The 20083-nt window shown below is 47.8% G+C and carries 22 protein-coding genes; 16 read left to right on the plus strand and 6 right to left on the minus strand.

The features are described from left to right. Nucleotides 1-16 precede the first annotated feature (16 nt). Nucleotides 17-1210, minus strand: a complete 1194-nt coding sequence (locus JRJ22_RS12970; RefSeq protein WP_206104819.1) for an ROK family protein — start codon at nucleotides 1208-1210, stop codon at nucleotides 17-19. 278 nt (nucleotides 1211-1488) lie between these two features. Between JRJ22_RS12970 and JRJ22_RS12975 the strand changes: the two genes are divergently transcribed. Next, complete coding sequence (locus tag JRJ22_RS12975) at nucleotides 1489-2079, plus strand: YdeI/OmpD-associated family protein (RefSeq protein ID WP_206104820.1); 591 nt, start codon at nucleotides 1489-1491, stop codon at nucleotides 2077-2079. A gap of 166 nt (nucleotides 2080-2245) precedes the next feature. Next, complete coding sequence (locus tag JRJ22_RS12980; RefSeq protein ID WP_206104821.1) at nucleotides 2246-3868, plus strand: cellulase family glycosylhydrolase; 1623 nt, start codon at nucleotides 2246-2248, stop codon at nucleotides 3866-3868. Nucleotides 3869-3891: 23 nt separating this feature from the next. Here the strand turns inward: JRJ22_RS12980 and JRJ22_RS12985 are convergent, their stop codons facing one another. Next, nucleotides 3892-4482, minus strand: coding sequence for a LysE family translocator (locus JRJ22_RS12985; protein WP_206104822.1), 591 nt, complete (start codon nucleotides 4480-4482; stop codon nucleotides 3892-3894). 136 nt (nucleotides 4483-4618) lie between these two features. On the opposite strand from JRJ22_RS12985, the gene JRJ22_RS29210 reads away from it, so the two are divergent. From JRJ22_RS29210 to bshB2, 8 genes are all read left to right on the plus strand, one after another. After that, entirely contained in the window at nucleotides 4619-4984 is a 366-nt protein-coding gene (locus tag JRJ22_RS29210; RefSeq protein ID WP_232381127.1) for a LysR family transcriptional regulator, read from the plus strand. Further along, on the plus strand, nucleotides 4963-5454 hold the full coding sequence (locus JRJ22_RS29215) for a LysR substrate-binding domain-containing protein (RefSeq protein ID WP_232381128.1): 492 nt from the start codon (nucleotides 4963-4965) through the stop codon (nucleotides 5452-5454). Before JRJ22_RS29210 ends, JRJ22_RS29215 begins: the two co-directional genes overlap by 22 nt. Before the next feature lie 174 nt (nucleotides 5455-5628). Further along, the gene (locus JRJ22_RS12995) at nucleotides 5629-6399 is read left to right on the plus strand and encodes an amino acid ABC transporter substrate-binding protein (protein ID WP_206104823.1); all 771 of its coding nucleotides are present in this window, start codon (nucleotides 5629-5631) and stop codon (nucleotides 6397-6399) included. 29 nt (nucleotides 6400-6428) lie between these two features. Beyond that, nucleotides 6429-7088 (plus strand): amino acid ABC transporter permease, encoded by a 660-nt coding sequence (locus tag JRJ22_RS13000; protein ID WP_206104824.1) that lies wholly within the window; start codon nucleotides 6429-6431, stop codon nucleotides 7086-7088. A 15-nt stretch (nucleotides 7089-7103) separates the two neighbouring features. Then, on the plus strand, nucleotides 7104-7847 hold the full coding sequence (locus JRJ22_RS13005; protein ID WP_269751882.1) for an amino acid ABC transporter ATP-binding protein: 744 nt from the start codon (nucleotides 7104-7106) through the stop codon (nucleotides 7845-7847). 189 nt (nucleotides 7848-8036) lie between these two features. Then, entirely contained in the window at nucleotides 8037-8345 is a 309-nt protein-coding gene (locus JRJ22_RS13010) for a hypothetical protein (RefSeq protein ID WP_206104825.1), read from the plus strand. A 25-nt stretch (nucleotides 8346-8370) separates the two neighbouring features. Beyond that, the gene (locus JRJ22_RS13015; protein ID WP_206104826.1) at nucleotides 8371-8718 is read left to right on the plus strand and encodes a YojF family protein; all 348 of its coding nucleotides are present in this window, start codon (nucleotides 8371-8373) and stop codon (nucleotides 8716-8718) included. 20 nt (nucleotides 8719-8738) lie between these two features. After that, nucleotides 8739-9425: a bacillithiol biosynthesis deacetylase BshB2 gene (gene bshB2, locus JRJ22_RS13020; RefSeq protein ID WP_206104827.1), complete on the plus strand. Its 687-nt coding sequence runs from the start codon at nucleotides 8739-8741 to the stop codon at nucleotides 9423-9425. Nucleotides 9426-9479: 54 nt separating this feature from the next. On the opposite strand, the gene JRJ22_RS13025 is transcribed toward bshB2, so the two are convergent. Next, nucleotides 9480-10856, minus strand: a complete 1377-nt coding sequence (locus JRJ22_RS13025) for an MFS transporter (protein WP_206104828.1) — start codon at nucleotides 10854-10856, stop codon at nucleotides 9480-9482. A 117-nt stretch (nucleotides 10857-10973) separates the two neighbouring features. Between JRJ22_RS13025 and JRJ22_RS13030 the strand changes: the two genes are divergently transcribed. The 6 genes from JRJ22_RS13030 to JRJ22_RS13055 all read left to right on the plus strand — a co-directional run bounded on the left by JRJ22_RS13030 (nucleotide 10974) and on the right by JRJ22_RS13055 (nucleotide 16460). Continuing rightward, entirely contained in the window at nucleotides 10974-11861 is an 888-nt protein-coding gene (locus JRJ22_RS13030; protein WP_206104829.1) for a LysR family transcriptional regulator, read from the plus strand. Nucleotides 11862-11877: 16 nt separating this feature from the next. Beyond that, entirely contained in the window at nucleotides 11878-12426 is a 549-nt protein-coding gene (locus tag JRJ22_RS13035; protein WP_408637897.1) for a GNAT family N-acetyltransferase, read from the plus strand. 96 nt (nucleotides 12427-12522) lie between these two features. Continuing rightward, nucleotides 12523-13485, plus strand: coding sequence for an AraC family transcriptional regulator (locus JRJ22_RS13040; protein ID WP_206104830.1), 963 nt, complete (start codon nucleotides 12523-12525; stop codon nucleotides 13483-13485). Nucleotides 13486-13597: 112 nt separating this feature from the next. Further along, nucleotides 13598-14392 carry an SDR family NAD(P)-dependent oxidoreductase gene (locus tag JRJ22_RS13045; RefSeq protein ID WP_206104831.1) on the plus strand — a complete coding sequence of 265 codons (795 nt, stop codon included), beginning with the start codon at nucleotides 13598-13600 and terminating at the stop codon, nucleotides 14390-14392. A gap of 361 nt (nucleotides 14393-14753) precedes the next feature. Further along, a complete protein-coding gene (gene cls / locus JRJ22_RS13050; RefSeq protein ID WP_206104832.1) occupies nucleotides 14754-16196 on the plus strand; it encodes a cardiolipin synthase in 1443 nt (480 codons plus the stop codon). A gap of 93 nt (nucleotides 16197-16289) precedes the next feature. Beyond that, nucleotides 16290-16460 (plus strand): hypothetical protein, encoded by a 171-nt coding sequence (locus tag JRJ22_RS13055; protein ID WP_206104833.1) that lies wholly within the window; start codon nucleotides 16290-16292, stop codon nucleotides 16458-16460. A gap of 61 nt (nucleotides 16461-16521) precedes the next feature. Here JRJ22_RS13055 and nrdF read toward each other — a convergent pair whose 3' ends face one another. Genes nrdF through nrdI form a run of 3 tightly spaced genes read right to left on the minus strand, consistent with a single transcriptional unit; the run spans nucleotide 16522 to nucleotide 19952 of the window. After that, a complete protein-coding gene (nrdF, locus tag JRJ22_RS13060; protein ID WP_206104834.1) occupies nucleotides 16522-17481 on the minus strand; it encodes a class 1b ribonucleoside-diphosphate reductase subunit beta in 960 nt (319 codons plus the stop codon). A gap of 40 nt (nucleotides 17482-17521) precedes the next feature. Next, nucleotides 17522-19606 carry a class 1b ribonucleoside-diphosphate reductase subunit alpha gene (gene nrdE / locus JRJ22_RS13065; protein WP_206104835.1) on the minus strand — a complete coding sequence of 695 codons (2085 nt, stop codon included), beginning with the start codon at nucleotides 19604-19606 and terminating at the stop codon, nucleotides 17522-17524. Beyond that, nucleotides 19593-19952 (minus strand): class Ib ribonucleoside-diphosphate reductase assembly flavoprotein NrdI, encoded by a 360-nt coding sequence (nrdI, locus tag JRJ22_RS13070; protein ID WP_206104836.1) that lies wholly within the window; start codon nucleotides 19950-19952, stop codon nucleotides 19593-19595. The genes nrdE and nrdI overlap by 14 nt, the downstream gene beginning before the upstream one ends. Nucleotides 19953-20083 lie beyond the last annotated feature (131 nt).

Below are 20083 nucleotides of genomic sequence, written 5' to 3' on the forward strand. Positions count from 1 at the left end.
CTTTTTCCCGGAATGGCTATTCATTCCCTTCCCATTCATGCAGCACCATGATGGCTGCGCCAGTAGCTACGGCCTCATCCGTAAGCATTCCATGCGAGAATACCGGACTGTATTCCGGGTAATGGTAGATATTTGATTTTGCAGTCTCCAGTGCAATATTGAAGACCAGGGGATCAGCGCTCACAAGCGGGCCGCCCAGAATTACGTATTCAGGATGGAAGGTATTGATCAAATTGGCCAGCCCAATTCCCAGATAGCGGGCCGTTTCAGCAAATTGCTCTTTAACGAGAAGATCTCCCTGTGAAAGGGCGTCAACCAGTGTTGCAAAATTAACATGGTCAGGCGAAAAGGGAGACAGCAGGCTGCTGCGCCCGGACTTAAGCTGGGCACGAACACGGTCAACCAGGGATGGCACTGATACAAAAGCTTCCAGCGCTCCATAGTTCCCTATCCCCCGGAGTCTTGGCCCGCCGGTCTGGATGATCATCTGGCCGACCGCCCCTTCCGTATCCACCGCTCCCCGGATGAGCTTACCGCCGGACATCATAGCTGAGCGGATATTGATCCCTGCATGTACATAAAGGGCATGCTCAATATTATCATTTCGGAGCGCCCAATGTTCACCGATTAATGCGGTATTTGCGCCATTATCCAGTTTGGCCGGAATGCCCAGCCTTGCCGTAAGCATGTCGCAGATCGGAACGTTCTTCCAGTGAGGAGAGGGGAATAGCTCCGGTTCAAGAATGACCCCTTTCCTGCGGTCCAGAGGACCGACCGCACCAATCCCTATGCCGAGGACTTGATCCGCAGAGATCCCTTCCTTCGCAAGAAAGTCAGCGGCAGCATTTTCAACATAATCAGTCAAACGCTCAGGTGTCATCTGCGCATCCATTTCCCAGCGGATCACAGATAATGTATTAAGATGCAGATCATAGAGGCCGAGTTTAGAATAAATGCGTGATATTTCAAGTCCCAGCAGGTAGCGGTATCTCGGACGGGTCTGGAACAACACGGGCTTTCTTCCGCCGGTAGAGCTTCCTAGTCCGGAGGCGATAATCAGACCTTGTGAAGTCATTTCTTCAAGCAAGCGTGTCATGCTGCTGCTGGCTAATGCAAAATGATGCAGCAGATCGGCTTTGGAAACGGTCCCGAGATAGGAAATCCGGTCGTATACCTGTTTTTTTATCGAAGGAGTGGTATGAGTAATCATATGTATGCTCTCCATTTCCAAGTTAAAGAGTCGGGTTATTTTTCAAGTATACCGGGACACTCCCTTTATTTCCAGTTTTATATCATGTGGGTCTTCGAGACGCCGTATTAGCAGGAAACCGCTGCAGACCCTTTAATAGGGCGTGCAGCCGTTTTTACGTATAGGGGGCGAGTAGACAATTTTCAGCTTTTGTGATAAAAATGCAGTACAATTGAACCGTTGTAAGCTGCACCATATGCATACATACAATTATGATGAACAAAGAAGGGTGCTCCTGGATGACAAATGATACCAAGAATCCTAAAGTTGAGTTTTTTTTCAGTAAAGCCGATAAGTGGAGTGAAGAATTTGCGAAGCTGAGAATGATTATGCTTGACTGTCAGCTGACCGAAGAACTGAAGTGGGGTGTACCTTGCTACACCTTTCAGAATGGAAACATTCTGTTAATTCATGGATTTAAGGAATATTGTGCGGTTCTATTTGTAAAAGGGGCTTTGCTGCGTGATGTCCACGGGATTCTAACTCAGCAAACTAAGAATGTACAGGGATCACGTCAGATCCGGTTCACGAGTGTTACAGAAATAACGGAGCTGGAGCCCATGTTGAAAGACTATATTTACGAGGCGATAGAAGTAGAAACCGCCGGGCTGAAAGTGGAGTTTAAGACTACAGAATCCGATATCCCTGAAGAACTTCAGTCCAGGTTTGCTGAACTCCCTGGCTTTCAGGCTGCTTTTGAAGCATTAACACCCGGCCGGCAACGGGCATATATTCTTTATTTCACAGCTCCTAAACAATCCAAAACGCGGGCAGCAAGGGTCGAAAAATATACACCGCATATTCTGGATGGAAAAGGATTAAATGATTAAATCGTCTTTGGGGGTGGGGTTAGCTCCCCCCCGCAAATGGATTCCAATGGTGGATGTTCTCCACTTCAATGAACCGGCTGGCTATGAGCATTTGATGCGGAAATTAATAGAAACTGCACACAATTGTAAACGCTTCAATTCCATTTGCGAAAGGGTGTCTTCTTAGGTGAATGACAAATTAAGCAATTCGAGAGTCAAAGGTTTTCTGAGAGCAGAGGACAGATCAATTGTGAACGAAGAAAGCGAAGAAATTATTCTATCCGGCTGGGGGCTCGGCAACTGGCTGCTTCCGGAAGGGTACATGTGGACGACAGACGGGAACAGCAGATTTGACAGACCCCAGAGAATCGAGGCTGTTATCCGTGAATTAACCGGTTCGAAATATTCCGAGCAATTTTGGAACGCATTCAGAAATAACTATATCACCAGAGAAGATATCAGGATAATGGCTGAGCAGGGATATAACTCGATCCGGATTCCGTTCAACTGGCGTATTTTAATGGAGAATGAGCCGGGAATCGCGTGGAAGGAAGAAGGCTTTCAGCTGATTGACCGCTGCTTGGACTGGTGCGAGGAATTTAAGCTCTATGCCTTTTTGGATTTGCATGGTGCGCCGGGCGGGCAGACGGGTCAGAACATCGACGACTCTATCGATGATGTGCCGAGGCTGTTTATAGATGAAGACAGCTGGAATAAGGGGATCGCCCTTTGGAAGCAGCTTGCAGACCGGTACAAGGACCGCTGGATTGTCGGCGGATACGACCTGCTTAACGAACCGATCAAAACACCTGGACCAGGGAAAGACTTTGAATATTTAGTCCCTAAGCTTGTGCGGTTTTATGAAGAAGCCATTGCAGCGATCCGGACCGTGGATAAGAAGCATATGCTATCGATTGAAGGCCATCACTGGGCAACAGACACCAGCATTTTCTTCAAAAAATATGATGACAACATGGTTGTGCATTTTCACAGATATGCCTGCTACCCGGAGATCAGCTCTTTTTATGAATTCCTGGAAGTATCCGAAAGGCTGAATGCACCTCTGTGGTTAGGGGAAACAGGTGAGAATCTCAATGAATGGTACACAGCGCTCTATCCGCTCGCCGCGGAATTGAATATTGGGTATAATCTTTGGCCGTGGAAAAAAATGGACACCAAGAATTCGCCATACTCGGTTAACCTGCCTGAGGGTTGGGACCAAATCATGGAGTATACCAGAGGGGGAATCCACCCGGGTTACGAACAGGCCTGCCGCATCTTCGATCAATATCTGGAGAACATGAAGATCGGAAACTGCAGGTATAATGCTGAAGTTACAAATGCGGTGTTTCGAATTCCGGGATGTTCCGTCCGGGCGACAGACTTCGATGAGCTTCCGGGGAAAGGGGTGGCCTATAGCGGCTTGCGTACGGAAGGAAATCATTATAATTACCGTTCCCGGACAGGGATGCGTATTGTGGAGGACAGCAAATTGGAAGGTCTTCAGAAACGGTTCTTCTTCGACATTTTGTGGGACCGGTTTGTCCTTGAGCTGCAAGGCGGGGAATTCGCTGTATATACGATAAACGATACAACAGAGGACAGCAGTCTCTCATTTGTATATAGTGCTGATCAGCCCGTCTCAGTAACGGTGCTCCAGGATGAACGGGTGTTGGTTACGCTGGATCTGCTTTCTAGTGGAACCAAACAAACCATAGCTCCGGTTTCTTTATCCAGCGCTAGTACATCGAAGATCAAAATTAGGGTCGATTCTGGCTGTATGTTACTAGAAAAAATAATTTTTCATTAAAGGCACTTTTGTTTGTCTTAAGATCACAAATGTGAAAACAGTAGATAAACTGCTACAATAATTAATGAGCCCCCCATTATAATGTTAAAAGTCCTCATGCCGTTTTTCACCTTCGTGAGGAATTGCAACTTGGATCCCAGCAGGGCCCAGGCAGCAAGTGACAGATAACATATGAAGAAATAAATACTTACAAAAATAACAAGCAATGAAAGCGATGAATTTAAACCAAACGAAGTTACACCGGAAAGACAAGCAATCCAAGCCTTGGGATTAAGCCATTGCATAAAAAAACCATGACGATAACGCGGCAGCTGTTCCTCCTTGTATTCAATTTCCGGACGGGATACCATAATTTTATAGCCTATATAACTCATATATCCTGTCCCAGCATACCTTAGAATTTCGTAAAAGACAGGAGCTTGTGCTACTAAATTGGATATCCCTAAACCAACAGCAGACAGTAAAAACGTAAATCCAATGGTTGCTCCAGATACTAAAGGAAACGAGCGCTTGAAGCCATAATTAACTCCAGCTGCAAGAATCGTCATGTTCACCGGGCCTGGGGAAATGGACATGGATAATGAGAATAAGCACATTGCAAGCAAAACTGTCATGAATACACACTCCTCTTACAGTCTTTCTGGAGTTACTATAGTCTATCAAACAACAAACCGTCCAATTTCAAGTTCTGATGGGATCGATCAGAAAAATGGATGGTTCAGACAAATATTTCAAAGGAGGACTGGTACATTGGAGCTATATCAATTGAAAACTTTTATTAAAATAGCCCAAACAGGCAACTTAACCGAGGCTGCAGCACAGCTAAATACGAGTCAGCCGGCAGTGAGTGCCCACCTCAAATCCTTAGAGAAGGAAGTAGGGTTCGCTCTCTTTCACAGATCGTCCAAGGGAATGACAATTACTGAAAAAGGCTCACAGCTGATTGTAGAAGCGCAAAATATACTCTCTTCCATCGATAAATTTCAACTTAAGGTGAATGAGTTAAAGGAAAATCAAGTCGATCACATTCGAATCGGGGTGAATACAGAGGGTCATATCCTTCGTATAGCGAAATTGATCAAGTACATTTCAGAATGCCTACCAGTTCCAATATAAAAGCAGGTTTTTACTATGGTAATATCGCACATCCCTCCATTAAGTCTATCAAACTGCACTCCTTCAGGATGATTGTAGTATATCCCAATAGTTGGGATGTGCCGGAAGATGGGTTGTCTCTTGAATATTTTGCGGAGAAACCGTGGATCTGGACAACACAAAACTGCCCCTTCTATAAACAGTCCATCGACTATTTCCTGCAGCAGGATATCGTTCCAGAGCGAATTATGTATGTAGATGATGAATCGTTGATTGGAAATTTGGTTCAACAGGAAATCGGTTGTTCATTACTGGCGGAACCAATAGCCATGCGGTTTGCAGAAGACAATAGGCTGAAATTATGGAAGGGCATTGATCTCCATGTAGATCTGCATTTTGGTTATGCAAAGGATAAACAAAGTGAACCAGTCCTGCTTGAAATAGGCTCAATAGTGGACAGAATCTGGAAAGAGACCTTAAGTGAGGGCTAGGCGGCGTCTTACAGCTGCTTAGCTTTTTTTGTTAATCTGCTTTCTATTGACACAAAGGTGTCTTTCTTCTCTATCGACTTAACTAACACGGTATGTTATTATGATAAACTGATAACGTGTTACCGAACTAAAGCGCGGGGCATCATATGTAATTTTACTAGGGGGATTAGAAAGATGAAGAGACGTAGATTATGGGTACTATTGGCAGCGGCGGCAATTTCAGTGGTCGCAGGCTGCTCCAATTCAGGAGGTAATGACGGCAAGCTGGTGATCGGTATAGATGATAAGTTTGCTCCAATGGGCTTCCGGGATGACAACAACGAAATTGTCGGTTTCGATATCGATTATGCGAAAGCAGCGGCGGAGAAGATGGGTAAAGAGGTAACCTTCCAGCCGATTGACTGGTCAGCCAAGGAATCCGAACTGAACAGTGGACGTATTGATATGATCTGGAACGGATATACGATCACTGACGAGCGCAAGGAAAAGGTATTATTCACCAAGCCTTATCTGGAGAACAGCCAGGTAGTAGTCGTGCTTGCGGATTCAGAGCTTGCGAAGCTGGATGATCTGGCCGGGAAAGAAATCGGACTGCAAAGTCTTTCGTCGGCTGCAGATGCGCTGGAAGCCAGCCCGCTAAAAGCAAAGATTGCCGGTGTGTCCGAATTCCCGGACAATGTTCTTGCACTGACGGATCTGAAATCCAAACGTCTGGATGGCGTGGTGATTGACGAAGTGGTGGCCAAATATTATATGTCAAAAGAAACAGATACTTACAAGCTGCTGGATGAATCTCTTGCCCCTGAGCAATACGGCATCGGCATTAAAAAAGGCAATGAGGCTTTGCTGACTGAGCTGCAGAAAGCACTTGATGAACTAAGCAGTGACGGAACGGCGGCTGAAATTTCTACAAAGTGGTTTGGCGAGAATAAAGTACTGAACTAGATTGTTACCTTTAGGAGTCGGTTGAAGAAATGAATATCGATTATATTATCAAGATAGCCGGGCCGATGCTGGAGGGTGCGCGGACAACGGCCCTGCTGTTCCTGATTGTCATTATATTATCCATTCCGCTCGGAATGCTGGTCACACTCTTGGCCAAAAGCCGGGTTAAGCCGCTGGCCTGGATTGCGCATACCTATGTTTACGTCATGCGCGGAACACCGCTTTTGCTGCAGCTGCTATTCTTCTGTTTCGGCCTGCCGCAGATTCCGGTGATCGGACAGTATCTGGTTATGGACCGCTTCGCTGCGGCCTGTCTCGGCTTTATTCTTAATTATGGTGCTTATTTTGCTGAAATTTTCCGCGGCGGGCTGCTTTCGATTGATAAAGGGCAGCATGAAGCGGCTAAGGTGCTAGGACTCAGCAAATGGCAGACTCTCCGTAAGGTAATTCTCGCCCAGATGTTCCGGGTCGCGCTGCCTGCCGTAGCCAATGAATCCATTACATTGGTCAAAGACACTGCATTACTCTATGCTGTAGCCGTACCGGAGCTGCTGAATTATGCAAAGACTGCAGTGAACCGTGACTTTACGGTAACCCCGTTTGTCGTTGCCGGCGTGATTTATTTGCTGATGACCCTGGTGCTGACCTTATTCTTCAAAGCACTGGAAAAACGTTTCAAATTTGAGTAGAAGGACTGTCCAACTATGAGTAGTATGATTGATGTCAAACAATTACAGAAATCGTTCGGCAGCCTTGATGTGCTGAAGCAAATTACCTTTGAGGTGAACCCGGGAGAAGTCGTAGCAGTGATTGGGCCTTCCGGCTCAGGTAAGAGCACAATGCTGCGGAGTCTGGTGCATCTCGAGGAAGTAACCGCCGGCAGCATCTTCATTCACGGCAAGCCGCTGGTAGAGAACGGTAAATATGCCGGGCATGCGGCGATCAGAGAGATCACCGCAAGCATGGGGATGGTGTTTCAGCATTTCAATCTGTTCCCTCACCTTACTGTGCGGGGCAATCTCGAGCTTGCTCCAAGAACGCTCAAACGGGAGAACCCGCAGGTGATTACAGCCAGAAGCAGCGAGCTGCTCTCCAAGGTAGGCCTTGCAGATAAGGCGGATGTGTATCCGTCCATGCTGTCCGGCGGACAGAAGCAGCGGGTAGCGATTGCCAGAGCGCTCATGCTGAATCCGGATATTCTGCTTTTTGACGAGCCGACCTCGGCACTGGATCCCGAGCTGACCGGCGAGGTACTGCGTGTGATCCGCCAGCTGGCAGAGGAGAACATGACGATGATCATTGTGACCCATGAGATGAGTTTTGCCCGCGATGTGGCGGACCGTATATTCTTTATGGACAACGGGGAGATTGCCGAATCGGGCACGCCAGAGCAGATCTTTGGCAGTCCAAAGCTGGAGCGTACCCGGTTGTTTTTGAATCAGGAGTAATACAATAGGGCATTTGGTAAGGTGCATAGCGGCTGCTATGTACCTTTTTAACATTAATAAACATGAATGGGCATGCATGGTTTTGACAGTGGACACAAGGAATGAGAAAATAACATTTCGAAGCAGTAAGCGCATTGAAGGAACAATGATGATGTTTCTGAGCAGATTTCGTACATTTGGAGGTATACAATGAATCAGCGTTTTCGGATTACACGATCTATGCAGGACAACCTTCCGGAGCAAGCAATCACTTTGGAAGAATGCAAACAGTATTTTGCGTCCCAGCCTGACTTTACGTATTCACAGTCTTTTTCCGTTAAAGGACCAGAGAGCATCATGACCATCGAGGGGGATTTTTTTATGTGGAGGCTTGGGGACAGCGAAATCCCTTTCCGGTTATATGGGGGAGATCTATATGTAGCTCTTTCAGCCGAAGCCATCGTTCCCAAAATGCTTGAGATTGCAACGGATTTGCGTGCAGATGTAATTGAAGGATAGACTACCAGACAACAAGGAGGCTACTATGCAGCTGATAAACCCGCAAGACATCCAGAACAGGATCGACCAGCTTACCGGTCAGGACCTGTTCATCCATCTTGAACTCACGACAGGTGCCTATGCCAATCACTTGGACAGTACGAGACATCCGGCGTCAGCATTCATCAGTAATGCAGGCATCCGTTATACCCATGGTTCGATCTCTGGAACAGGCCCATACCGGGTCGGCTTAAAGACGGAGCAGGGCTGGGTATATGCTGAAGGCCTTACCCATGTAGATGAGACTGAAACTGAACGGCTTATCATGGCCGGGCACGACAGTCAGGGTAAACTGGTCGTCGCCCTGCAGCTGAGCCGGGACAAATTCGAATGAAAGCGGAGGTGCATGCAGCTATGAAACCTAAACAAGCGGGACATCAGCGCATCTTAGTGGTGTTGCCCCATCCCGATGATGAATCCTTCGTTGCCTCAGGAACGCTGGCCAAGTACATAGAAGGTGGAGCGATAGTTACTTTTGCCTGTCTGACACTTGGAGAGATGGGCCGTAACATGGGCATTCCTCCCTTTGCGAACCGGGTCACCTTGCCTGCAATCCGCAAACTGGAACTCGAAGCATCCTGTAAGGCAATTGGGATTCAGGATTTAAGAATGCTTGGCTTTCATGACAAAATGATCGAGTTTGAAGACAAGGAACTGCTGGATGCACAGATTATGGCACTGGTAAAGGAGCTGAACCCTTCGCTGGTCATTACTTTCTACCCGGGATTCAGTGTGCATCCGGATCATGATGCAACCGGTGCCGCGGTTATCCGCACGATTGGCAAGCTTCCTTCAGCAGAGCGGCCGCTGGTTTATTGCAGCGCATTCGCGAGCAATCACGAGCAGATGATTGGGAAGGCGGATGTAACCATAGACGTGACCGCGTTTCTTGACAGAAAGATGGCGTCGATTCAGGCGCACCGTTCGCAGTTCCAGGCAGCGGAGCTCGTTGGCAACCGGGAGCTGTCTGATGAAGAAATCCGTATGCGGTTCGGCACGGAGCAATTCTGGACGTACCGGTTCGATAACTCTCACGAATAGGGAACATAATCCAACAAGGGAGTGGCAGACCTCTCCCTTGTTTTTGTTTTATTTTTAGCGAAGCTGCGCATTCTGTAATTTCTCTGACTCCCGGCGGCGCCAGCTCATGAACACCAAAGATAAGGCGATTACCGTGAGGATCATGCCAAGCACCTGTAAGCCTCCGCTGCTGAACTTATTTCCCATAACGATGCTTATCAACAATGAGGAGAGTATCGTCCCGAGGTACCTGGAAGTATTAAAGACTCCGGAGGCTACACCAATAATCTCTTTAGGAGAGCTTTGGAACAAGGCAGCCTGTAAGCCAACACCGTTCAGGCCGTTGCTTATGCCGAATGCCGCCAGTGCAATACAAACGCTGATAACCGGTGAATTTCCGTCCAATGTTATGAGCCACACGGATCCGAAGGTCATTAGTACTGCGGATACAAGTAAAGCTGGCGCTGGACCAGATTTATCAATCCACCGTCCTGCTATTGGAGCAGCACCAAGTGAACATAAACCTAAGCTCAGCATGAGAATTCCCGTATGGAACTCACTGACCCCCCGCACCATTTGCAAGTAGGAGGGCAAGCCGAAAAAGAGCGCATAAAACAGCACATTAACAAGCATGTACTCCACATTTACCCACGTCATCTCAGGATATTTAACGAAGGTGCGCAAAGGAATGAAGGGTGACGCCGCTTTTAGCTCATGTCTGACAAAAGCCGTTAGAAAAGCTAGCCCAATCCCCACTAAAATAACATGTAAGAATGCAATTTCTTCGGATGATTTCGCTGATAATAGTCCAATGAGCAAAGAGACCAGACCAATTGTAAAGAGCAGGATCCCCGACAGATCCATCCATTCAAACCACTTAGCGGTGGTTACTGGCGGGTTGTCCTCTGGTATTGTTCTCCAGGCAAGCACGAAACTAGCCGCCACAAACGGAATATTTACGAAAAATATAGCCTTCCAATCCCACCAATGAATTAAAGTCCCGCCAATAAAGGGGCCGATTGCGGCTGCTCCTGACAGAAATATCGACATCACGGACAGCGCGGTTGCCTGTTTCTCCGTGATATGAATCCTGATGATAGCCATTCCAACAGCAACCATCATACTTGTTCCGACGGATTGTACAATACGAAATACAATGAGCCAGCCGAAGCTAGGTGATAGCGGAGCCAGTAATGAGGCAGCGAATGCTACAACAAGACCGGCAAGAAAGATTGTTCTGCGTCCGAAGATATCACTGGCCTTTCCCATCACCGGCTGTGCAACAGCACTGGCAATGTAAAATGAAAAAATAACCCAGGACACGTTAGTATAGTTAAGCTTGTATACGTCCTGAAGTCTGGCAATTGCAACGGAAATCATCGAAGAATTTAACGGATTTAAGAGTACTCCTAATCCCACGGAAATCAATAACCACCTGCTGCGGGCATTCATCCTTGTTGCCCTCCCTCTAAATTTTGTTAAAGTAAGCGTACTTGAATTCCTTTATTTATTCCAACGCATTTCATGGTATGATTTCATAGACGCAAAGGAATGAATGGAGGATACGGAATGGAACTTCTTCAGCTGCAATATTTTCTGGCGGTAGCCCGGTTGGAGCATATGACCGAAGCTGCACGTTGTCTGCATGTTACTCAATCCTCGCTTAGCAAAACGATCGGGCGTCTGGAAGAGGATCTGGGAGTTCCTTTATTTGACCGCAGCGGCAGGAGACTGCGATTAAATGAATTTGGCATCCGGTTCCTCAGCCGCGCAGAAAGAGCTTTGTTTGAATTAGAGCAGGGGAAGCAGGAGCTCAAAGATCTGTCCAGCCCGGAACAGAGCACACTCGAATTAGCGGTGACTGCGGCAAGTACTTTACCAAATATCCTGAGAGCTTTCCGTAAAAAGCAGCCCACCATCCACTTTCATGTGCAAATGCTAACTACCAAGGAAATGGTTGAACGGTTACTTAGAGGTGAAGTGGACTTCTGTTTGTCCTCGCCGTCTATAGAAGACGAAGACATTGAGAGCATCATTGTGTTCAACGATCCGATCCTTGTTGCTGTGCCTAAAGGTCACCATCTGGCAGACCGGGTTAGTGTGACCTTGGCAGAATTAAGAGATGAATGGTTTGTGGGTGTAAAGAGAGGGTACGGTACCCGTGATCTGACGGACGCTGTATGCAAGTCATCAGGTTTTATTCTAAACTATGTGTATGAAGGGGATGAACCTTCAAGATTAGTCTCACTGGTGGAAGCCGAGGTTGGTATTGCCTTTATTCCCGGTACAGCAAGGGATTCACGGGCTTCTCTCAGATATCTCCAAATAGAGGATCCGGGAATGGTGCGGGAAATCGCATTATTGTGGCATAAAAGCAGGTATATTTCCCGGGCTGCCCACGATTTCCGCGAAGTCGTTTTGGAATATTTTGCGGGGATATCTGAACCTATTAAATGAAAGAGAGGCGGAGATGATGAAATTGCTAGAGCAGCGAGTTTATGTCCGGTTCCCTGAGGAAAAGGATGCCGGAGAAATGACAGCCCTGTACAAGCGTAACCGGGAGTTTTTCGAGCAATTCTCGCCAAGCGTCCAGGAGGGATTTTATACAGAGGAGCATCAGCTGCAGACGATAATAAAGGGCAGGGCGGATAGGGAAGATGACCGGAGATATGATTTTGTAATCTGCCTTAAAGAGGATGACCGGATTATTGGTAATGTTGGGCTATCCTTTGTGGTACGGAGTGCGCTCCAGAGCTGCATGATCGGATACAGCCTGGATCAGGCATATAACGGGAAGGGCTATATGACGGAAGCCGTAAAACAGGTCGTGCGTTATGCCTTCGAGGAGCTGAAATTCCACCGGATTAGCGGAGAAGCTTCGCCGCAGAATCCCGGTTCTATCCGGGTGCTTGAGAATGTGGGCTTCCACAAAGAAGGCATCGCCCGAAGCAATGTGAAGATCAACGGAGTCTGGAAGGATCATCAGGTTCTCGCTATTATTAATCCCTCGGATTCAGAATAAATGGTATTAGATTAAGAGAGGACGATCAAGTTGGCATTCCATCCTCCTTCTGAACGTATAAAGATCCCGCCAGGGTTCTGGACAGGATTAAGCCACATGGGGTTATCGCTGCACGAAGTCGCTTCGCAAGCAGGATTGCCGCTCACTGTGATAAAGGATTCAAACGGGGTTACCACCGCCCAATATTTTGCAATCTGGCTGGCATATTCCGATCTCGTCGGAGACATTTCACATAGTATTATCAGGTTATCTAGCGCATTTGAAACAGCACAGTACCCGCCTTCAGTCTTGGCGACATACCACGCCCGCAACTATCGCGATGCGTTATACCGGATGGCCCGGTATAAACAAATGTGCCCGCCTGAGAACTTAGAAATCAATGAAGAGGGAGATAGCTGTACGATTGATCTGAACTGGCAGTCCGGTGTGCAGACCGGTCCGCCGGTATTAGCCGGAATCACCCTGGCTACTCTGCTGGAGCTCGGCCGGCGGGGCACCGGACAACAGGTGAATGCCAAATTCGTTGAATTCGCGTACCCTATGGGAGACGTACGGGCACTGGAGACGTATTTTGGCGCGCCGATTCAGACCGGGGCGAAACATAACCGGTTGACATTGCACAGGATACATCTTGACCTCCCGTTTATCTCCTATAACGAAGAGCTGCTGCAGATATTGACACCCGTGCTGGATCATTCCTTGGATGAACGGCAAAGCAGCCGCTCTTTGACCGAGACTGTCAAATGGATCATGAAACGTAATCTCACAGCAGGACGCCAGGATATTCAGGCTGTCGCCAGGCAACTCGGAGTGAGTAACCGCACTCTGCAGCGTAAGCTTACGGACGAGGGAACCAGCTTCAAACAACTGTTAACTGAGGCCCGGCATGAGCAGGCACTGGAATATCTGGCCGACCCTTCACTAGATATTAAAGAAGTAGCCTTCCTTATCGGATATGAGGATCAAAACTCATTCTACCGCGCCTTCCGTTTGTGGGAAGGAGATACTCCAGCCCATTGGCGTTCCGAACATCTAAGTCCTGCCGTGACGACGGTTTAGTAAATTGGCGTGTCCAACAAGTAAGATGGCGGGACAGGCTAGTTACCAGAAGTGCCGGACCAGGTATCATAATCTCTATCCAGTGCAGTAAGAACACAAGGAGAGATGAACGATGGATATGGGATTAACGAATACAACGGCTCTAGTAACGGGATCGACAAAAGGGATTGGGAAAGCAATCGCTATCGAGCTCGCCCGGGAAGGTGTACATGTGCTGATCAATGGCCGAAGTGAGGAAGAAGTCGAACGCGTTGTAGAGGAGATCCGGCAGCAATTTCCGTCCACCAATCCCCGGAATGCAACCGCTGATATTACAGATGCTCAGCAGAGGGAAGCCTTATTTGCGAAGTTCCCCGACATTGATATTCTAGTCAACAATACAGGCATCTACGAAATGATGCGGTATGAGGACCTTGATGATGAAGTGTGGGAGCGATACTTCTGGACGAATGTACTGGCAGCGAACAGTTTGGCTAGATTCTATCTCCCCAGGATGCTTAAGAACGGTTACGGACGCATTATCTTCATCGCAAGTGAAGAAGCAGTGATGCCATCCGGGCAAATGCCGCAGTACTGTATGACCAAATCGATGCTGCTATCCTTGTCCAAAAGCTTATCCAAACTGACTATCGGGACCGAAGTTACCATAAACACGATTATGCCTGGCCCAACGCTGTCTGAAAATGTGCAGCAGATTATCGAAGGCATCTACGCCAATGATGAGAGGTCTTTTGCTGAGAAAGAACGAACCTTCATGAGTACCCATCTTCCCCAATCCGAAATCCAGCGCTTCATCAGGCCTTATGAGATTGGCAGATTGGCTGCGTTCGTATGCAGTCCATTTGCTTCAGCCTTCAAAGGTTCTCCGATCCGCATGGACGGGGGAATGGTGCCAACGATTTTCTAAGACAACACTACGCATAAAAGACGCAATAACTTACTCCATGGAGTAGTTCCTGCGTCTTTTTCTTTGATCAAAAATTTGTGAAGATATATCGACCGGTTATGTATTGACACGATCCTAAGAGATTGCCTATGATTGTATACTAACATCAATATGAACCAAAAGGATGTCAGGCATGAGCGAAATGAATCAGGAGTATATCGTAATCTCAGGTGCACGGGAAAATACTTGAAGTAGAGCGATCCGCTTCTATCTTCCACAACTCCCCATGAAGCTGCTGCTTCGAGTGGGGGGATGTTTGGTTATTAAATAGTTACTGTACAAACTATACGCAGCAAATGCATCTGAAAGGGGCTGGCACGATTTGGAATGGGGGAGCCTCTTCACACTTAGTCTATCTCTTGTAACCATACTCAATATTATTTTGGCTGCAATTGTTGTCTTCATTGAGCGTAGAGATATCGGGTCCACATGGGCCTGGCTGATGGTCTTGTTTTTTATCCCCGTGGTCGGATTTCTGTTTTACATTTTCTTCGGCAGACAGCTTAAGCAGAGAAATTTCTACAACCTAACCGCTGAAGAGCGGATGTACCTTCAATCGGCTATCGATGAACAGCTGATGAATGTAGATTATCAAGGGGGACTTACAGCCAAGTATGCCGATCTGCTAAAGATGAACCTGTTATCCTCCAACGCAATTATCTCATCCGACAACGAAATTGAGATATTTAATGACGGGCGGGAGAAATTTAATTCGTTGTTCGAGGATATCCGCAATGCAACCCAAGAAATCAACGTGCAGTATTATATCATTCAACCCGATGAATTAGGGACCAGGCTACGGGATGAGCTGACACTTAAGGCGAAGGAAGGCGTCCAGGTACGCGTTCTGTATGATGAGATCGGCTCCAAGCGGATATCACGTTCCTTCTTCAAGGAGTTAATCGAATATGGAGGGAAGGTGGAAGTATTCTTCCCGTCGCTGTTCCGGCTGATTAATTTCCGGATTAATAACCGCAACCACAGAAAGCTGTGCATTATTGACGGAGAGATTGCCTATATCGGCGGATTTAATGTCGGGGATGAGTACCTCGGTCTCGACAAAAAAATGGGCTATTGGCGGGACACTCATTTCCGGATCAAGGGAGGATCTGTCGATCAGATTCAAGGCCGGTTTTTCCTGGACTGGAACAAGGCTGCGAATCGCAGTGAAAAGCACCCGGAGCAGTTACCGTTCCGTACGGAAAGACATACCGGTGAAAGTGTGGTTCAGATCATCTCCAGCGGCCCCAATTCCCAGACAGAGCATCTGAAAAATATGTATCTGAAATTAATCGGTTCCGCCAAGAAGAGCATCTACATTCAAACGCCTTATTTCGTTCCGGATGCCAGCTTTATGGATGCCTGCAAAATCGCGCTGATGTCCGGAGTGGACGTACGAATCATGATACCCAATAAGCCGGACCATATGTTTGTCTATTCGGCAACCCTGGCGCATGCCGGTGAACTGCTGCCCTATGGCGTCAAAATCCTGCAATATGAAAAAGGATTCATGCATGCGAAGACGATTGTAGTGGATCAAGAGATCGCATCTGTCGGTACAGCGAATATTGATACCCGCAGCTTCCGGCTGAATTTTGAGGTGAATGCACTGGTCTGTGACGAAGTCATTGCCGGTCAGCTGCATGACTTATTCTTAGAAGATAGTACTGAGTGCTCGGAGTTAACACTCGAGAGATACGAGGTACGGCCGAAGCTGGCCAAATTCAAAGAAGCTGTAGCAAGGTTGTTGTCACCTATTCTGTAAAGAACTACGATCACAACTCCGAATTGTATAAAACCACTTGGATATTGGTATCCTATAGGGGCAAATTATGCCTTGAAGGAGTGATCCTTACCTATGGATAAACAGTCAAAACAAACAACGGATCCCAAAGCTACGCCGGTTAAGAAAGTGACTCCTGCGATCTCCTCCGGTAAAAATGAACCCGAGTTTGCGGATGAGCTTACCAGTAGCGATATCGAGTCAGCATTCAAAAATCCGATTACCGGTGAAGAACGAATGTATTAAAAGCCAAAAACAGCTGCAGCCCAGGACGGTTTACAAGTCCTGAACTGCAGCTGTTTTATTGTTAAAACTGGAAATCTTCATCCTTCAGCGGCTCCACGTTCAGTGCACGGATATATCCGTTGCCTTTCTTCGAGAAGAAGTCATGCTGCTTCGTGTGGGTACTGATGCCGTTCTGCACAATCGGATTAATCTCTTCCTCATCGAACAGCGGATCATGACCGAGATTCATCATGGCTTTGTTGGCATTGTAGCGCAGGAAGGTCTTAACCTCGTCCACCAGTCCGATAGGAGCATATACCTGTTCCGTATAACGTTCTTCATTCTCGTGCAGCAGGCGGAGCAGGCCTACAAGTGTCTGATGCAGGTCACGCTGCTCGTCTTCCTCAAGTCCGTCAAAAATCTCCTGCGCCAGAACACCGACGTACACCCCGTGAATGCTCTCATCGCGCAGAATCAGATCGATAATCTCACCGCTGCAGGTCATTTTGCCTTGGCCGGCCAGATACAGCGGGTAGAAGAAGCCGCTGTAGAACAAGTAGCTCTCCAGCAGCACGGAGGCTGCCATAGCGAGGTACAAGTCTTTAGGGGATTCAATGTTTTTATAATACTGAGAGATAGTCTCCGCCTTGAACTGCAGATGCGGGTTCTCTTCCACCCAGCGGAATACCCCGTCAATTTCTTCTGTAGAAGCGAGGGTGGTAAAAATACTGCTGTACGACTTGGCGTGAATCTGTTCCATCATGCCCATGAAGCCCAGCACAGCCTTGCGCTGCAGGCCATCGACATGCTCCATAATCTGCGGCATGCCGACTCCGCCCTGAATGGTGTCCAGCAGCGTCAAGCCGCCTAGTACCTTCATATAAGAGTCCTTTTCCTGCTCACTGAGCGTGAGCCAGGACATTTTATCATCCGATAGGGGAATTTCATCATCCGTCCAGAATTGCATAATGTTCTGGTTCCAGAACATCAATGAGAAATCATCGTCAGGACGGTTCCAGTTAACGGCTTGGATAGCGCTCATAATCTTGCAATCTCCTTTTCTGCGGCCAGAGCCTTCCTTGTTAGATCGAGCAGGTGAGGCATTCCTCAACGGACAGCTTCTTGGTCCGGGTGTAATACAGCGACTTCAGGCCTTTATGGGCAGCGTACAGGTAAGAGCGGGCCAGCTCCCGTGTAGATACATCGCTGTTAACATGCAGAACCGTCGAGATACCCTGATCGATGTGCGGCTGAATCTCCGCGATCAGGTCAATCACCTTGAACTGGTCCATCTGGTAAGCCGATTTATAGAAGAACACATTATCCGGCCGCAGGTAGGGCATCGGATAGTACGTAGTTGAATTGGCATAAGTCCGTGTTTCAATCTGCTCCACAATCGGCATCACGCTGGAAGTGGCATTCTGAATGTAGGAAATGCTCGCTGTCGGTGCAATCGCTAACCGGTAAGCATGGTAGAGGCCGTTTGCCTTTACCTTATCCCGCAGTTGTTCCCAGTCAGCAGGTGAAGGAATATACATATCCCCGAACAGCTCCTGCACTCTTGACGTAACCGGACGGTAATCCGTAGTCAGGTAACGTTCGAAATAAACTCCGGAAGCATAATCGGATGCCTCAAACCCCTGGAAAGAGCGGCCGGTTGCCGCAGCAATTTCCATGCTCTTTTCCAGTGAATGATAGTTCATGGTCATGAAGAAGGTCCGGGCAAAATCACGGGCCTGTTCGCTTTCATAGGCGATATTGTTCTTGGCCAGATAACCGTGGAGATTCATGACACCGAGGCCGACAGAGTGCATTTCTTTGTTTGCTTTGGCTACACCAGGGGCGTTGGAGACGCTGGTCATATCGCTAACGGCGGTGAGGGCGATCATGCCTTCATGCACGGATTCACGGATTTTGCCATGCTCCATAACATTAACAATATTAAGGGAAGCCAGATTGCAGCTTACATCACGGCGGATGATATCCTCTTGCCCGTAATCGTTAATCTCCGAGGTTTCCTGCAGCTGGAAGATTTCCGTACAGAGGTTGGACATCTTGATCTGGCCGACATTTTTCAGGGCATGCGCTTCATTCGCGTTGCTCTTGTTCATAATATACGGATAGCCGGATTCCAGCTGAATCATGGCGATTTTGGTCAGCATATCCCGTGCATTCATTGCCTTTTTCTTCTTCACACGCGGATCGGCCAGCAGCTTATCGTACATGTCATCCAGATCCATGTCATCCAGGTGTATTCCATAAGCCTTGTACACAGTATATGGGGCAAATACATACAGCGGTTCATTATCCTTAGCCAGCTGGTAGAAGCGGTTCGGTATGATCAGGCCGATGGAGAGGGTTTTAAGCCTTGTTTTCTCGTCAGCGTTAATTTTCTTGCTGTCGAGGAATTCCAGAACATCCCATCCAAAAATATTATAGTAGGCTGCACCGGAGCCTTTACGCTGACCCATCTGATCGGCATAAGAGAAGCCGTCCTCCATCAGCTTGAGCACCGGCATAATGCCCTTAGCCGCATCCTCGACACCCTTGATCGTCTCCCCGCGCGAGCGGAGCTTGGACAGGTTAACGGCTACACCGCCGCCGATCTTAGACAGCTGCATGCAGGTATTCAGTACATAGTTAATGGAATTAAGCGAATCATCCATCTCGATCAGGAAGCAGGAGACGAGCTCGCCGCGCCGGCTTTTACCGGCATTCAGGAAGGTGGGCGTTGCCGGCTGCAGACGCTGTTCCATCATCGAACGGGCGAGTACCCCGGCGGTCTCAGCGTTGCCGCGTCCCAGGTGAAGTGCTACAGCAGCCACACGGTCCGGATAATGCTCCAGATATTGCTTGCGGTCATTGCTTTTTACAGCATAGTCCGTATAGAACTTCGATGCCGCCATATAAGAGGGGAAGGTAAAGTTATAGCTGTGGGTAATCCGGTAGACTTCCTCAATCTCAGCCACACTGTACTGTAAGTAAAAGTTTTCATAAAAGTCCTGTTCGATCATGTAATCAACCTTGGCTTTAGTATCTGCAAACACCAGGCTCCGCCGCTCCACGTCACGCATGAATTCGGCTACCGCCTCAAGGTCTTTATTTAATTGAAAGAAGCCGCTCTCGTCCCGCTTCATCAACATGTTGTTCAGTTCAATATGCCGCAACCCGGCTCACCTCCTGTTTAATCCGCTCCACATCGCCAAATGTACCGGATAATTCAAATTTCCCAATGACGGGCACATTGTACCGGTCTGCTATCAAATCCGCGCTATGGGCGAACAGCTCGCCCCAGTTCTTATTGCCGCTGGCAGCGATGCCTTTCAGATTGCTGTAATTGTTACTCAAAAAAGCAGACACTTTCTCTGGAATCTGTCCAAAGCCGGTGGTGTATGTAATTAGTACATAAGGCTCGTCTATCGTCATATGCTCCTCGATCTGCACAGCCGGCAGCTTAAGCTTGCTGATGAACCGTTTGACGTTCCCCGTTTTTGAATCGTATGCGACCAGCATCGTGTCAGTCCTCCTGTAAATATTGCTGCAATTTTTAATAGGATAGAAGCCTGGAACCATTGCTAGATAGGCTAAAAATGATTATCACACTATATTTAGTGTGCGTTCCTTATTTTAATCACTATATGTTG

The organism is Paenibacillus tianjinensis (assembly GCF_017086365.1).
GTDB lineage: Bacteria > Bacillota > Bacilli > Paenibacillales > Paenibacillaceae > Paenibacillus_AQ > Paenibacillus_AQ tianjinensis.